13 protein-coding genes are annotated in these 14,816 nt (G+C 68.1%); 9 read left to right on the forward strand and 4 right to left on the reverse strand.

The features are described from left to right. Positions 1-83 precede the first annotated feature (83 nt). The 3 genes from NF556_RS08995 to NF556_RS09005 all read left to right on the forward strand — a co-directional run bounded on the left by NF556_RS08995 (position 84) and on the right by NF556_RS09005 (position 2,312). Positions 84-269 carry a hypothetical protein gene (locus tag NF556_RS08995; RefSeq protein WP_252595300.1) on the forward strand — a complete coding sequence of 62 codons (186 nt, stop codon included), beginning with the start codon at positions 84-86 and terminating at the stop codon, positions 267-269. A 57-nt stretch (positions 270-326) separates the two neighbouring features. Then, positions 327-752 (forward strand): SRPBCC family protein, encoded by a 426-nt coding sequence (locus NF556_RS09000; protein ID WP_252595301.1) that lies wholly within the window; start codon positions 327-329, stop codon positions 750-752. A 96-nt stretch (positions 753-848) separates the two neighbouring features. Then, positions 849-2,312 carry an HNH endonuclease signature motif containing protein gene (locus tag NF556_RS09005; protein ID WP_252595302.1) on the forward strand — a complete coding sequence of 488 codons (1,464 nt, stop codon included), beginning with the start codon at positions 849-851 and terminating at the stop codon, positions 2,310-2,312. A 123-nt stretch (positions 2,313-2,435) separates the two neighbouring features. Here the strand turns inward: NF556_RS09005 and NF556_RS09010 are convergent, their stop codons facing one another. Continuing rightward, a complete protein-coding gene (locus tag NF556_RS09010) occupies positions 2,436-3,737 on the reverse strand; it encodes a class I SAM-dependent RNA methyltransferase (RefSeq protein ID WP_252595303.1) in 1,302 nt (433 codons plus the stop codon). Beyond that, on the reverse strand, positions 3,715-5,700 hold the full coding sequence (locus tag NF556_RS09015; protein ID WP_252595304.1) for an APC family permease: 1,986 nt from the start codon (positions 5,698-5,700) through the stop codon (positions 3,715-3,717). Before NF556_RS09015 ends, NF556_RS09010 begins: the two co-directional genes overlap by 23 nt. A gap of 70 nt (positions 5,701-5,770) precedes the next feature. On the opposite strand from NF556_RS09015, the gene NF556_RS09020 reads away from it, so the two are divergent. The 4 genes from NF556_RS09020 (at position 5,771) to NF556_RS09035 (ending at position 11,523) form a co-directional block, all read left to right on the forward strand. Continuing rightward, complete coding sequence (locus NF556_RS09020) at positions 5,771-6,433, forward strand: potassium channel family protein (RefSeq protein WP_252595305.1); 663 nt, start codon at positions 5,771-5,773, stop codon at positions 6,431-6,433. Positions 6,434-6,440: 7 nt separating this feature from the next. Next, a complete protein-coding gene (locus NF556_RS09025) occupies positions 6,441-7,139 on the forward strand; it encodes a potassium channel family protein (protein WP_252595306.1) in 699 nt (232 codons plus the stop codon). A gap of 48 nt (positions 7,140-7,187) precedes the next feature. Further along, entirely contained in the window at positions 7,188-8,564 is a 1,377-nt protein-coding gene (locus NF556_RS09030; RefSeq protein ID WP_252595307.1) for an FAD-binding oxidoreductase, read from the forward strand. 136 nt (positions 8,565-8,700) lie between these two features. Continuing rightward, entirely contained in the window at positions 8,701-11,523 is a 2,823-nt protein-coding gene (locus NF556_RS09035; protein ID WP_252595308.1) for an aconitate hydratase, read from the forward strand. A 64-nt stretch (positions 11,524-11,587) separates the two neighbouring features. Here the strand turns inward: NF556_RS09035 and NF556_RS09040 are convergent, their stop codons facing one another. Together NF556_RS09040 and NF556_RS09045 are read right to left on the reverse strand one after the other, a co-directional pair. After that, positions 11,588-12,007, reverse strand: a complete 420-nt coding sequence (locus tag NF556_RS09040) for an MmcQ/YjbR family DNA-binding protein (protein WP_252595309.1) — start codon at positions 12,005-12,007, stop codon at positions 11,588-11,590. Positions 12,008-12,052: 45 nt separating this feature from the next. Beyond that, the gene (locus tag NF556_RS09045; protein WP_252595310.1) at positions 12,053-13,300 is read right to left on the reverse strand and encodes an ATP-binding protein; all 1,248 of its coding nucleotides are present in this window, start codon (positions 13,298-13,300) and stop codon (positions 12,053-12,055) included. Positions 13,301-13,458: 158 nt separating this feature from the next. Here NF556_RS09045 and NF556_RS09050 point away from each other — a divergent pair, with 158 nt between their 5' ends. Then, positions 13,459-14,352 (forward strand): VOC family protein, encoded by an 894-nt coding sequence (locus NF556_RS09050; RefSeq protein WP_252595311.1) that lies wholly within the window; start codon positions 13,459-13,461, stop codon positions 14,350-14,352. Positions 14,353-14,420: 68 nt separating this feature from the next. Next, a complete protein-coding gene (locus tag NF556_RS09055) occupies positions 14,421-14,777 on the forward strand; it encodes a helix-turn-helix domain-containing protein (RefSeq protein WP_252595312.1) in 357 nt (118 codons plus the stop codon). Positions 14,778-14,816 lie beyond the last annotated feature (39 nt).

Consider the following 14,816-nt stretch of genomic DNA (forward strand, 5'->3'; position numbering starts at 1 on the left):
ACCGGCCCACGTGCTGGCACAGGTCGTTGATGTGTGCCCTGGCTCAGCCCGCCCCGGGGCGCTACCTTGACATCGTGGACCCAATGGCGATCGCCCTCATGGTGTTGTTGCTGCCGATGGCCGGGCTGGTCCTGGCCATCATGTGGTGGCGTCGTCAGGAAACTCGGCGAACCGGGCCAGATGCTGATCACTCTGCCTCTGCCACCTTGCGTGATCCGGCCCAGGAGCGCCGACGTCGGGACGCGCGGCACAAGGGTCTGATGGGTTAGGCGTTTCGAGCCCGAGAGAGCGTGGGGCCCTAACCCTGTGCTAGGAGGAGTCATCCGTTGTTCAAGACCGAAGCGGTGTCGGTGAGTTCGGCCGATCCAGCTGCGGTGTGGGCCGTGCTGATGAATGTGCCCGACTGGCCGAAGTGGAATCCTCGTTACGTCGCCGCCGAGGCGGAAGGTCCCTTGAGTCTTGCTCAACGTGGTGTTGTGACGCTTGTCGATGGCCGCCGCAGCCCGGTCGAGGTCTTCGAGTGGGACCAAGGGCGGTACATGGTGCTCGGGGGACGCGCGCCGGCCACGGATATCCGATTCCAGTATCGGCTTGAGGCGGATGCGGCCGGCGGTACACGCGTGACTCTCGGGCACAGTTTGCAGGGACCCGCTTCGCCCCTCTTTGCACGCTTGTTCGGTCGCCGTGTGGCTGCTTACCTGCCCGACGCGGCTTCGCAACTGGCGCACTTGGCAGAGGCTCGCGGAAGCTGAACAGGTCTGGCCTGTCGGCCACCCATCAACTTCGCTGGCTTGCGATGTTTGTGCTGGTCAGGTGCTCTGTCGGTGGTGGGTGTTTAGATCGTTTGTATGAAGCAGGCAGACGCGACGGTGGTGGTCGGGGACGAGGTCCTCGGCCAGGATGGCCGCGCGTCGTTGCCTGGGGGTGTGCCGGTGTCGGATGCAGAGTTGGCGGTGTTGTTCGCGCAGGAGCGTGAGGCGACCGTCTCGACGCGGACGGCAGGTGGCCCGGCGGATGACGACATGGACTCGTTTGAGTGGTGGTCGCTGCAGGCCGAGTTGGACCAGGCCCTGGTCGAGCAGGGGTCGGTGTCGGCGGCGGAAGTCCTCTCGGACGGGTTGGCGACCGCGTGTAGCGCGGTGGGGCGTGTTGGGGGTTTGGGGCCGTCGGAGTTGGTGTCGGTTTTCGACCCGGGTGTCATTGACGCGTTGGAGGTCGTGGGGCAGGTGCGGGCGAAGTTGGATGGTGCCGGGGTTGCCTTGGCGGTGGAGGCGTCGACGCGGGGGTTGCACACTGCGGTGGGACTGTCGTTGGTGGATTGGTTGCGGGTGCGGTGCCCGTGGCTGTCGGTGTCGGAGGCTGGTCAGATCCGCACCATTGTCAGGGCTGGGGAGAGGCACTGGGGCAAGGCGCTGCTGGCCAGGGTGGCCGCGGGGGAGCTTGCGGTGCACCGGGGTGCGAAGGTCGCGAAGACGATCACCCGGTTGGCCTCGAGCCTGGGGCCGGCGGAACAGGCCGAGTATGCCGACATCGCCACTAACGCGGCTGCGGATGAGGAGATCAGCGACAGGGACCTGGAGGTGGTGTGCCAGGAGCTGCTCCAACGCCTGTTGGATGAGAAGCCGAAAGAGGAGCGCGAGCGGACGGCGCAGTCGTTGCGGTGTGTGTCTCGTCGTCCGTTGGGGAATGGGTTGACGCGGTTCACGGTCGATGCCCCGCAGGGGGATGCGGCGTTGTTGGAGGGTGTGTTGAACGGTCCGTTGGCGGCGCCGGAGCCGATTGAGGACGGCGCTGAGATGGATATGCGTTCGCCGGGGCAGCGGAAGTTTGATGCGTTGGTGATGGTGATTAACCGTGGCCTGTCGAACCCGGGTGCCCCGCCGAGTAGTGGTCGGGCGTCGGTGATGATCACGGTGAAGGCGGATCCGGCGACCGGCAAGCCGGTGGGTGCTGGGGTGACGGCGTTGGGTCAGGTGTTGGATGCTCAGCAGGTGGGGAGGTTCGCGTGTATCGGGGACGTGACCCCGATCGCTCTGGGGGAGTATGGCGAGCCGTTGAACCTCGGTCGGACGGTGAGGTTAGCGACGCCGGGGCAGTTCAAGTCGTTGCTGGTCAGAGACCAGAAATGTACGTATCCGGGGTGTTCGATCCCGGGGACTTGGTGCGACTCGCATCACCTGGTGTGGTGGTGTCGCGATGGCAACACTGACATCGCTGTCCTGGTCCTACTCTGTCCACGGCATCACACATTAGTGCACCAGAAAGACCTGATGGCGACCGTGTCCGGGTCCGTCGTGACCTGGCACGTGTGACCACCACGCCCCGAAGCCCGGCCACCACGGCCGGGCCCACAGGCATGCCCAGGAGAGCTCCCCGCGCTGGTCGGTGACGCACAGGCCGCTGTCTCTCGGTGGCTGTCTCTCGGTGGGTGTCGCTCAGGGAGCGTCGAGGACTGCCACCAGCTCCATGTGGTGGGTCATCGGGAAGGCGTCGAAGGCTCGCACGTCACGCAGGGCGTAGCCGTGCTCGATGAGATAGCCGACGTCGCGAGCTAGCGCGGCGGGGTCGCAGGCGACATAGCCGATCGTGCGCGGTCCCAGACCAGCAACGTCGCGGCAGACCTGACGCCCGGCGCCCGTGCGAGGAGGGTCGAGCACCACGAGGTCAGCTCGCCGCTTGCTGCGCACCATACGCCGGACCGCACGGTCGACGCGGTCGCGTGTCACCTTCACCTCCGGGAAGGCCGCCAGGTTGTCGCGCGCGTGCTCGGTCGCCACACGATCGCCCTCGACCGCCTCGACGGAACCTCGGTCACCCACCACCTCGGCGAAGGCTGCGGCGAAGACGCCCACTCCGGCATACAGATCGAGCACCTGGTCACCGGGCCGCGGATCAAGCCAGTCCAGGACCGTGGACACGAAGGTCCTGGCAGCACCAGGGTGCACCTGCCAGAAGCCGCGGGACGAGACCTCCAACTCCAACTCCCGGTCGGCCAGGATGACCCGCTCCCGGACCACTGGCACGGGGCCGTGGGGCACCTCGACGACGACCGGCTCACCGACAGAGGGGGCGACGACGTCGACGGCCGTGGAGCCCGGGTGGGTCGTGCTGAGCACACCGGTGTCCAGCACCCGCGGGTCGGCGATCAGACAGGTGTCGACCGGGACGATGTCGTGGCTGCGGTGCCGGCGCAGACCGGGTCGACCGCCCTCGTCCACGGCAAACTCCACGCGCGTGCGCCACCCCAGACCGTCCTGGTCACCCTGCACCGCCTCGACCTCGAGCTCACGCCCCAGGTGGGCCGTCAGATCCAGACGAGTCAGTCGCGAGAACTGCTCGAGGATGACGTCCTTCTTCAGCGCGCGCTGGCCCGCCAGGTCGACGTGCTGCCAGTCGCACCCGCCGCACCGGCCGGGGCCGGACCACGGGCAGGGCGCAGGGATCCGCTCGGGTGCGGCCCGCAGCACCTCGATCGCGTCGGCACGCAGGAAGCGCCCGCCCGGACCGATCTCGGTCACCTCGGCGCGGACCTGCTCGCCCGGGAGCGTGTGCCGCACGAAGACGACCTGGCCCTCGTGCCGGGCGACGCAGTGCCCACCATGAGCCACCGGCCCGACGTCGACGACGAACCGCTCACCGACAGCGATGGCACCCTCCGCTGCGCCGTTCGCTGCCTCGTTCTCTGCGCCGTTGCCCGCGCCCTGGGGGCTCTGCTCAGCGTTCTGCCTGGTGTTCATCCAGTCCTTCCCTCACTCCCTCCGCCTGCCACGGCACGGTCACCAGCATGACGCCCTGCGTGCGCAGCAGCCCACGGCGCAGTCGCTCCAGCGTCCGGTCACGGACCATCCGGATCCACCAGCCGTCACGCCCGACATACTCCGCGACATAGACGACCACCACATCCCGGGGGCGGTCCCGGCGCACCCGCCGCACATAGTTGATCACGGGTCGCACCGCCTCACGGTAGGGCGAGTCCAGCGCCCGCAGCGTCACCGGCATCTTGCGGGCCTCCCACGCCGCCCGCAACTCCTGGGTCGTCTCCGGCACCACGTCGACCGTCACCGCCTCAAGGCTGTGCGGACGCGTCGCACGGGCATAGGCCAGCGCCCGCATGGTCGGCCGGTCCAGGCGCGGCACATAGACCAGGGCGTGCACCCGGGAGGGCACCACCTGGCTGGTGTCCACGCCCTCAGCAGGCAGCGAGACGTCGTTGTCCATCGTGCGGTGATAGCGGTAGACCATGGTCATCCCCATCCAGATGAGACCGATCGCGAGCAGGGAGAGCCCCGCCCCGTTGGTGAAGCGAGTGAGCAGCACGATCACCAGGACCAGACCAGAGACGGTCAGGCCCACCTGGTTGATCGTGCGGCTGCGGATCATGCCCACGCGCTGGCGCAGGCTGAGCTCGGTGCGCAGCCGCCGGTTCCAGTGGCGGACCATGCCGGCCTGGCTGCAGGTGAACGAGATGAACACGCCGACGATATACATCTGGATCAGCTCGGTCACCGTGGCGCGATAGACCAACACGAGGGCGGCAGACGCGGCGGCCAACAAGATGATGCCGTTGGAGTAGGTCAACCGGTGACCGCGGCTGACCAGCCCGCGCGGCAGGAACCGGTCCCTGGCCAGGCGGGAGGCGAGCACGGGGAAGCCGTTGAAGGCGGTGTTGGCCGCGACGAAGAGCATCACGCCGGTCGTGATGGCCACCAGCACGACCCCCACGGTCAGCTCGCCGAAGATCACCTTGGACAGCTGACCGAGCACGGTGTCCTGCACAAAGTCCGGCCCCACCGGCTCACCCTCGTGGCGCAGCTGCTGCTGGGGGTTGACCGCCATCTGGATGCCCGTCTCCCGGGTCAACCACAGGACTGAGACCGTGATGGTGATCGACAGCGCCGCCATGACCGCCAGCACCGAGGCCGCGTTGCGACTCTTGGGGCGCTGGAGTGCGGGCACCCCGTTGGCCACCCCCTGCACCCCGGTGAGGGCGACGGAGCCGGAGGCGAAGGCCCGCAGGCACAGGAAGACCAGGAAGAGGCCGGTCATCTCCTCATAACCCTCGGCAGGGAGGAGCTCATACTCCGCGCTGCCGGCCCGGCCCAGGGTGCCGGTCAGGAACTGCACGGCACCAGTGATGATCAGTATGCCGAGGGCACCCAGGAAGGCGTAGACCGGCACCGCCAGCGCACGGCCGGACTCGCGGACGCCACGCAGGTTGATCAGGGTGAGCAGGGCGATCAGCCCGGCGGCCACGGCCGCCTCATAGCCGCGCAGGAACTCCAGGGCCGCGGCCGCGTTCTGCACTCCCGCGGAGACCGACACCGCCACGGTCAGGACATAGTCGACGATCAGTGCGGAGCCGACCACCACGCCGGCGCGAGGACCGAGGTTGTCCGAGGCCACCTCGTAGTCGCCGCCACCGCGAGGGTAGGCATAGACGGTCTGGCGGTAGGACGCAACGATCACCAGCATCACCAGGGCGACGGCGACGCCGACCTCCCAGGAATAGAAGTAGATCGCTGCACCACCGGCCAGGGCGAGGGTGAGCACGATCTCGTCCACGGCATACGCCACGGAGGACAACGCGTCACTGGCGAAGACCGGCATCCCCAGCCGACGGGGCAGCAGGGTGTCGCTGAGCCGGTCGGTGCGCAGGGCGCGACCGATGAAAACCCGCTTGAGCAGGCCGCCGGACTCCATGCGGGCCACTCTAGAGAGAGAACCGTGGTGTGGCCGACATCTGAGCGTCGCCCGGGGTAGCGTCGGCACCGTGCACTTCGTCATCATGGGCTGCGGCCGCGTCGGGGCCACCCTCGCGCACAGCCTGATCCAGCGCGGCCACGACGTGGCCGTCATCGACCAGGACCCGGCAGCCTTCCACCGGCTCGGGCCGGACTTCCCAGGGCGACGCATCAAGGGCATCGGCTTCGACCGGGAGGTGATGAAGGACGCCGGGGTGCCCCAGGCGTTCGCCTTCGCCGCGGTCAGCAGCGGTGACAACTCCAACATCATCGCCGCCCGGGTCGCGCGCGAGACCTTCGGCGTCGAGCGGGTCGTGGCCAGGATCTACGACCCCAAGCGTGCCGAGATCTTCCAGCGCCTCGGCATACCGACGGTCGCCACGGTGCGCTGGACCGCGGACCAGACCCTGCACCACCTGCTGCCGGAGGGCAGCACCCCGGACTATTTCGATCCCAGCGGCACGCTGGTGATCGGCCAGATCCACGTCAACCCGCGCTGGATCGGGCGGCGGTTGAGCGAGATCGAGCAGACCTTCGAGGTGCGCGTGGCCTTCGTCACCCGGCTCGGGGACGCGCTGATCCCGACCGCCGACTCGGTCTATCAGGAGGGCGACGAGCTGCACCTGGTGGCGCGGCGCGGGACGCTGCCCGAGCTGGAGCAGCGGCTGGACACTGTCCAGCCGCAGGAGTGAGGTGCCCATGCGCGTTGCAGTGATCGGTGCCGGCAGCGTCGGCCGCTCCATCAGCCGGGAGCTCATCCACAACGGCCACGACGTCCTGATCATCGACAAGGAGGCGACGGAGGCCAAGACCTCGATGGTGCCCGCCGCCGACTGGATCATCGGTGACGCCTGCGAGATCAGCACGCTGACCACGGCGCAGCTGGAGAGTTATGACCACGTCGTGTGCGCGACCGGGGACGACAAGGTCAACCTGGTGGTCTCGTTTCTGGCGCGCACCGAGTTCGCCGTGCCCCGCACCGTCGCCCGGGTCAACAACCCCCGCAACGAGTGGCTGTTCAGCGACACCTGGGGCGTCGATGTGGCCGTCTCCACGCCCCGCCTGATGACCGCCCTGGTCGAGGAGGCGGTCTCGGTCGGTGAGATCGTGCGGCTCTTTGAGTTCCAGCACGGCGAGGCGCACATGGTCGAGCTGACCCTGCCCGAGACCAGCCCCCACGTGGGCACCCGCGTCGGCGACGTCCCGCTGCCGCCCGACACCTCACTGCTGACGATCCTGCGCGACGGTCGGCCGATCTCGCCGAGCCCGGACGAGGCGATCGAGGCCGGTGACGAGATCCTGTTCATCTGCCCGCCCGAGGCCGAGCACCAGTTGGCGATGACGCTCAACCCGGAGAGTCGCACCCGCGCCCAGCGCGACGACGAGGACGAGGCCTGACCCAAAAATCCGAGCGCACTGTCGGTGCTGCGTGTCACTGTGTTGAGCATGACCTCCAGGCAGCAGCTCGACCAGCTCATCGACCGTCTCCGTCGTGACGTGCACGGCGTCGTCATCACCGCCACAGACCCGGACTATGCCGAGGCCCGGCTGGTCGAGGCCAGGCCCGGGGGTGCAACTCCCCTGGCGATCGTGCGCGCCCGGGACACCGCTGACGTGCAGGCGGTGGTCAACGCCGCGCGAGAGTCGGGGGTGGTCCTGGCCGTCCGCGGGGGCGGACACAGCGCGGCCGGGCACGGCACCGTCGATGACGGGTTGGTGCTCGACACCTCGGGTCTGAAGGGCCTGGACATCGACGTGGAGGCCCGCACCGTCCGGGCCGGGGCCGGGCTCACGGCGGGGGAGTGTGTCCGGGCCACGAGCGAGCACGGCCTGGCCACCGGCTTCGGCGACACGGCGGCCGTCGGGATCTCCGGCATCACGCTGGGCGGCGGCATGGGTCTGCTCAGCCGCCGCTATGGCATGACGATCGACGCCCTGCTCGCCGCAGAGGTGGTCACCGCGGACGGTCAGGTCCGAGAGGTCGACGCCGAGCACGAGCCCGACCTGTTCTGGGCCCTGCGCGGCGGCGGTGGCAACTTCGGCGTGGTCACCGCGATGACCTTCCGTCTCGACGACGTCGGCGAGACCACCGGGGGTGTGCTCGTGCTGCCCGCGACACCGGAGGTCCTCACCGGCTTCCTGGCAGCTGCCGAGGAGGCGCCGCGCGAGGTGACCACGATCGTGACGATCATGCCCTGCCCGCCGGTGCCCTTCGTGGCGGCGGAGCACCACGGCACACCGGTCCTGTTCACCACGCTGGTCCATGTCGGGCCGGCTGAGGCAGCGCACGAGGTGCTCGCTCCCTTCCGCGCCCTCGCGCCACCGCTGGCCGACCTGATCCGCACTGCCCCGTATGCCGACCTGCTGGCCTGGGAGGAGATCCCCAGTCTCCCGTTCGTCTCCCGGAGCAACTTCTTTGAGCAGCTGGGGCAGGAGCCCGCCGGCGAGCTCATCGACGCCGTGGGTGCCGGGCCCGGCCCGATGCGGTTGATCCAGTTGCGCGTGCTGGGGGGAGCGGTGGGTGACGTGGCCGAGGGCGCGACTGCCTTCGGCTTCCGGGACCGCAGGATCGTCAGCTACCTGGCGTGCATGGCGCACGACCCCGCGGGACTCGACGAAGCCACCACCTGGGCCGATCGCGCCCTGGACCTGCTCGACGACGGCGACCGTGCGGCATACGTCAACTTCGTCGGAGACGGGCCGGTGGGCGCGCAGGACTGCTATCCGCCAGCCACCTGGGAGCGCCTGCGCGAGGTCAAAGCTGCTCACGACCCGGGCAACCTGTTCCGCCACAACCACACCATCCCTCCCGCGGCCTCGTGAGCACGGCTCGCCCGCACGTCAGGGGTTAGGCGAGCCTTCCGTAGACGTGGGTCTCACGGTGCGCAAGACTGCGAGGTAGGAGAAGCGCCTGTGATAGAGTTATCTTGACGTCAAGATAAATCGGAGAGGAGTCGGCGTGAGCGACACGACCAACAGTTTTGGGGCCAAGAACACCCTCCAGGTGGGTGACGCCAGCTATGAGTACTACCGCATCACCGATCTCGAGGGCTCGGCCAACCTGCCGTACAGCCTGAAGGTGCTGCTGGAGAACCTGCTGCGCACCGAGGACGGCAAGAACATCACGGCCGACCACATCAACGCGCTCGCCCAGTGGGACGAGAACGCCGACCCGAGCACCGAGATCCAGTTCACGCCCGCCCGCGTGATCATGCAGGACTTCACCGGCGTGCCCTGTGTCGTCGACCTGGCCACCATGCGCGAGGCGATGGTCGACCTCGGCGGCGACCCCACCAAGATCAACCCGCTCGCTCCCGCCGAGCTGGTCATCGACCACTCGGTCATCATTGACGTCTTCGGCCGGCCGGACGCCTTCGAGCGCAACGTCGAGATCGAGTACGAGCGCAATGGTGAGCGTTATCAGTTCCTGCGCTGGGGCCAGACCGCGTTTGAGGACTTCAAGGTCGTCCCCCCGGGCACCGGCATCGTCCACCAGGTCAACATCGAGCACCTAGCCCGCACCGTGATGACCCGTGAGGTCAACGGTGAGCTGACGGCCTACCCCGACTCGTGTGTCGGCACCGACAGTCACACCACGATGGTCAACGGCCTGGGCGTGCTGGGCTGGGGTGTGGGTGGCATCGAGGCCGAGGCGGCGATGCTCGGCCAGCCGGTCTCCATGCTGATCCCGCGCGTGGTCGGCTTCAAGCTGTCCGGGTCGATCCCGGCCGGTGCGACCGCGACCGATGTCGTGCTGACGATCACCGAGATGCTGCGTGACCACGGTGTGGTCGGCAAGTTCGTCGAGTTCTACGGCGAGGGTGTGGCCCAGGTGCCGCTGGCCAACCGCGCCACGATCGGCAACATGAGCCCGGAGTTTGGCTCGACCTGTGCGATCTTCCCGATCGATGACGTCACGCTGGACTACCTGCGGCTGACCGGTCGCTCCGATGAGCAGGTGGACCTGGTTGAGGCCTATGCCAAGGAGCAGGGCATGTGGCTGGACGCCTCGGTCGAGGCCCGCTACAGCGAGCGTCTCGAGCTCGACCTGTCCACGGTCGTGCCCTCGATCGCCGGGCCGAAGCGCCCGCAGGACCGCATCGCGCTGACCGACTCCAAGCCGCAGTTCTGGGCCGACCTGAAGAACTATGTCGTGGATGGTCAGGGCATCGAGAAGAGCTCGGTTGACCAGGAGCTTGCGGACACCTTCCCGGCCTCCGACGCGCCCTCGCACGATGCGCACGAGGCGTCCGAGCAGGCCGGTCGCCCGGAGCACTCGGCGCGCTTTGCCAATGGCAAGCGGGCGAGCAACCCGGCGACGGTGACCCTGGATGGCAAGGAGGTGGAGATCGACCACGGCCACGTCGCGATCGCCTCCATCACCTCGTGCACCAACACCTCCAACCCCTCGGTGATGATGGCCGCCGCGATGCTGGCCAAGAGCGCCGTGGAGCGTGGGCTGACGGTGCCGCCGTGGGTGAAGACCTCGATGGCGCCGGGCTCGAAGGTGGTCACGGGCTACTTCGACAAGGCCGGCATGTGGCCCTACCTGGAGAAGCTCGGCTTCCACCTGGTCGGTTACGGCTGCACCACCTGCATCGGCAACTCCGGGCCGATCATCGAGGAGGTCTCCGAGGCGGTCAACGCCAACGACCTCGCGGTGACCTCGGTGTTGTCGGGCAACCGCAACTTCGAGGGCCGGATTAACCCGGACGTGAAGATGAACTACCTGGCCTCCCCGCCGCTGGTCATCGCCTACGCCCTGGCCGGCACGATGGACTTCGACTTCGAGGCCGAGCCGCTGGGGGTGGACACCGAGGGCAACGAGGTCTTCCTCAAGGACATCTGGCCCAACCCCGAGGAGGTCGAGGCGACGATCGCCACCTCGATCAGCCGCGAGATGTTCACCGAGGACTATGCCGATGTCTTCGCCGGTGACGAGCGCTGGCAGTCCCTGCCCACCCCGGACGGTGACACCTTCGAGTGGGCCGATGACTCGACCTACGTGCGCAAGCCCCCTTACTTCGAGGGCATGCAGGCCGAGCCCGCCCCGGTGGAGGACGTCAGCGGTGCACGGGTGCTGGCCAAGCTGGGTGACTCGGTCACGACCGACCACATCAGCCCGGCCGGTTCCATCAAGGCCGACAGCCCGGCTGGTCGCTACCTGGCCGAGCACGGCATCGAGCGCAAGGACTTCAACTCCTACGGCTCGCGCCGTGGCAACCACGAGGTCATGATCCGCGGCACGTTCGCCAACATCCGGCTGCGCAACCAGCTGTTGGACGGTGTCGAGGGTGGCTTCACCCGCAATCTGCTGGACGGCTCGAGCGAGCCGGTCGACATCTACGACGCGGCCCAGGCCTATGCCGAGGCCGGGATCCCGTTGGTGATCCTGTCCGGCAAGGAATACGGCTCCGGCTCCTCGCGTGACTGGGCCGCCAAGGGCACCCGCCTGCTGGGCGTCAAGGTCGTCATCGCCGAGTCCTACGAGCGGATCCACCGCTCCAACCTGATCGGCATGGGCGTGTTGCCGCTGCAGTACCCCGAGGGTCAGACCGCTGACTCGCTCGGCCTGGACGGCACGGAGACCTTCTCCTTCAGCGGCATCACCGCGCTGAACGACGGCGGCATCCCCGAGACCGTGCACGTCACCGCGCAGAAGGAGGGCGGCGAGAGCATCGAGTTCGACGCCGTCCTGCGCATCGACACCCCCGGCGAGGCGGACTACTTCCGCAACGACGGCATCCTGCAGTACGTCCTGCGTTCGCTCGTTTCTGCCTGAGACGCACATCGCAGTCGCGGCCCCGCACCAGTTCGCTGGTGCGGGGCCGCGTCGTCGGGTGGCTCTATCGCGACGTGCGCCCGTCGGCCCACGCCTGCGCTCGGCTGCGTGATGCGCGAGAGAGCCAGGCCGCCTGGACCAGTTCGATGATCTCGCTGCGGGTGGTCTCCTGCAGACGGCTGGCGCGGACGAGGACCGACGGGTGCCCGTCGAAGTGGCTCGTGGTGAAGAAGGGGCTCTCCTCGTCCTGCACGAGAGCCTGCTTCTCGTCCTCGTCGGTGACCCAGATGACGATGACGTCCTCGAGCCGTTCGCCGGTCTCGGTGTCGACCGCATCCGGCCGGGGGTTGCGGAAGAAGACGAACGACTTCCCGCCCACCTGATAGACGGGGTTGTCCTGCGTGCCCTCCTCGACAGTCACGTGCGGCATGCTCCGGGCAGCCTCGTGGACGTCTGCTACCCGTGCCGGCCTGTCCTGGGACATGAGTCCAGAATACGGACCGACCGTGGTCCAGGAGGCACGCGATCCTCAGCGGCCGAGGAGTGCCAGTGGGACAACGGCCACCCCGTCTCTGCGCCGGTAGGCGCGATCGCCAGTTGTCAGAACTATGGTGTCGACCAGGTCGTCTCCCAACTTGTCCCGGAGCCAGAGGAGGTGGCGGACATCGGAGTCGTCGATGGCTCGCGACCACTTGACCTCGATGGCAAGCACCTGACCCTCCGGGCCGTCGACGACCAGATCGATCTCGCGGTCGCCGGGCCGCGTGCGCAGGTGGCCCACCCGGGACTGGCACCGGTCAGCCGCGACGCGCACTGACAGGGTTGCCAGGGATTCGAAGAGCGCTCCCATCAAGGCGCGACCCCTGCCGGCCTGCAGCGAGACAGCGCTCTGTCCCAAGAGGCGTGCTGCTAGCGCTGGATCCACGAGTTGGTGCTTGGGGGAGACCTGGAGTGGCGCGAACGGGTTCGCTGACGGGCTCCACCCAGGGACGGGGTCGAGCACGAAGATGCGAGTCAGATGGTCTCGGTAGGTGATGGTCGTCGTCTTGGCTGGTTGGGACCCGTCACCGGCCGTTGTGGCATCCAGGATCTTGGAGTAGGCGGTGGTGGTGGATGAGGCGGCTGCGTAGGCAGTGAGCCATCGGCGCACGGTTTCGGTGCGGCGCACCCGCAGGCCACTCTCGTCAAGGTCTCGGTCAATGACCGCTGCGATGTAGGAGTCCAGGAGGTCCCGGTGCAGGCCAGCAGCGGCCCCGCGGATCCCGGGAAATCCACTCTCCACAATCTGTTCGACGTAGTCAGCGGCGCGGACTTCCGTGCTGCCAGTCACCTCGGAGACTCCGCCCAGGAGTGCTGCGAGACTCACCGTCGGTGTGGTGAGGCCACGTTCGAACAGGGCCATGGGCCGCATCCTGCGGGTCAGTATCCGCCCCGCTCCCGAATGCGTGTCGACACCGGGGCGGGGGCTGGCGCTGCCGGTCAGCAGGACCGCGCCCGGTGGTGCTCCGGCATCGACCCAGCGACGCACGACATCCCAACTGGAGGGATATCGCTGCCACTCGTCCAGAAGAACCGGCCCGGGTGCGTCGCGGACGGAGGTCGGATCGGCCTGGAACGACTGCAGATCGGCCGGGTCGTCCAAGAAGTACGTGGTGTGGGCACGGCGCCGTGCCGTGCCCGTCTTGCCGACGCCCTTTGCGCCCTCGAGGGCGATCGCCGGGGCCAGTGGCAGCAGTCGATCCAGCTCGTCGTCGACGCTCCTGCGCTGATATGTCACGCCCCTACGCTACCGTTGGTCGAGGTCATACGCTACCTTTGGTGCGTCGCTAACACTACCTTTTGTCGCATTCTCCCTGGCGCCCCTGTGCCGGGAATGGGCGGAGGCATGCTGCTGTTAGTATGATTGAATCATCAACTAAAGCGGAGGATGCTGTCATGACCACGACGCCCGAACTGATCACCCCCAAGGATCTGCTGGCTGCCGACACCTCGATGGGCGCCGTGACCCTGGACGTCGCCGACCTCGACGTGATGACGGCCTACTACCGCGACGCGATCGCGCTGCAGGTGCTCTCCAGCGAGGGGTCGCAGGTCACCCTCGGGCGGGGGACCGAGCCGGTCGTCATCCTGCGGCACAGCCCCGAGCTCAAGGCCGCCACCCCCGGTCAGGCTGGCCTGTTCCACACGGCCATCCTGTATGACACCCAGGAGGCACTGGCCGCCACCGTGGCCACCGCCGCGCAGTATCCCGGTGTCCGCTTCGTGGGCTCCAGCGACCACCTGGTCAGCCAGGCGTTCTACTTCGATGACCCCGAGGGCAACGGCATCGAGCTCTACTGGGACCGCGACCGCACGCAGTGGAGCTGGACGCACGGTCAGGTCGAGATGTCCACGCTCTATCTCGACCCCAACCAGTTCCTGCGCGAGCACCTGACCGAGCAGGGTCTGGCCGACCCGACCGCGCTGGGTGGTGCCGTCGTGGGGCACGTCCACCTGTCCGTCGGCGACGTGGCCACGGCCCAGGAGTTCTATGTCCACCGGCTCGGCTTCGAGACGACGGCCAGTGTTGGCAACCAGGCGTTGTTCGTCAGCGCTGGCAAGTATCACCACCACATGGCGATGAACGTGTGGAACTCGCGCGGTGCCGGTCCGCGTCAGCGCACCCTGGGTCTGGGGCAGGTCGACATCGTCGTGCCGACCGCTGACGAGGTCGGTGCACTGACCGAGCGGATGAAGCACTTCGGTCTGCAGACCCGCGACGACGGCCGGACCGTGTCCTTCGACGACCCGTGGGCCAACCTGATCAACGTCCGCTCGGCCGACGCCTGAGCTGCCGGGTCATCTGCCCAGAGCGAAACCCGATGCGCGGGGGTCAGTTGCGGCGTTAGCGTCTTTCTATGGGCAACGTCGTCAGGTTGGACCGCAGGCAACCGCGCCGACCGGGCGCGGCTGCCCCGGGCCGGGCCGCCCCCGCCGTGACACCGTTGTGGCGGGAGGCCCTGGGCCGTCAGCTGCGCGGTGAGCGCGAGTTCCGCGGCGAGCGCATCGCGGACGTTGCCGGGCGGGCTGGCCTCTCGCCGCAATATCTCTCCGAGCTCGAGCGCGGCAAGAAGGACCCGTCCTCGGAGATGCTCGAGGCTCTCGCCGGTGCGTTGGACCTCGCGGTGGTTGACCTGACCCGGCGGACCAGCACGCAATTGATGGCGGTGGCGCCGGCGCAGCGGGGGAGCGGGCAGGTCCTGCTGGCCGCCTGACCGGCCCTTTCACGCACGCAGACAGCTCCGCTCACGCTG

This window comes from Ornithinimicrobium faecis (assembly GCF_023923225.1).
Lineage (GTDB): Bacteria > Actinomycetota > Actinomycetes > Actinomycetales > Dermatophilaceae > Ornithinicoccus > Ornithinicoccus faecis.

Excerpts from the sequence above, each read along its gene's own strand:
- NF556_RS08995 (WP_252595300.1), top strand. The coding sequence starts at position 84 with ATGGCGATCGCCCTCATGGTGTTGTTGCTGCCGATGGCCGGGCTGGTC.
- NF556_RS09005 (WP_252595302.1), top strand. The coding sequence starts at position 849 with ATGAAGCAGGCAGACGCGACGGTGGTGGTCGGGGACGAGGTCCTCGGC.
- NF556_RS09010 (WP_252595303.1), bottom strand. The coding sequence starts at position 3,737 with ATGAACACCAGGCAGAACGCTGAGCAGAGCCCCCAGGGCGCGGGCAAC.
- NF556_RS09015 (WP_252595304.1), bottom strand. The coding sequence starts at position 5,700 with ATGGAGTCCGGCGGCCTGCTCAAGCGGGTTTTCATCGGTCGCGCCCTG.
- NF556_RS09025 (WP_252595306.1), top strand. The coding sequence starts at position 6,441 with ATGCGCGTTGCAGTGATCGGTGCCGGCAGCGTCGGCCGCTCCATCAGC.
- NF556_RS09030 (WP_252595307.1), top strand. The coding sequence starts at position 7,188 with ATGACCTCCAGGCAGCAGCTCGACCAGCTCATCGACCGTCTCCGTCGT.
- NF556_RS09040 (WP_252595309.1), bottom strand. The coding sequence starts at position 12,007 with ATGTCCCAGGACAGGCCGGCACGGGTAGCAGACGTCCACGAGGCTGCC.
- NF556_RS09050 (WP_252595311.1), top strand. The coding sequence starts at position 13,459 with ATGACCACGACGCCCGAACTGATCACCCCCAAGGATCTGCTGGCTGCC.
- NF556_RS09055 (WP_252595312.1), top strand. The coding sequence starts at position 14,421 with ATGGGCAACGTCGTCAGGTTGGACCGCAGGCAACCGCGCCGACCGGGC.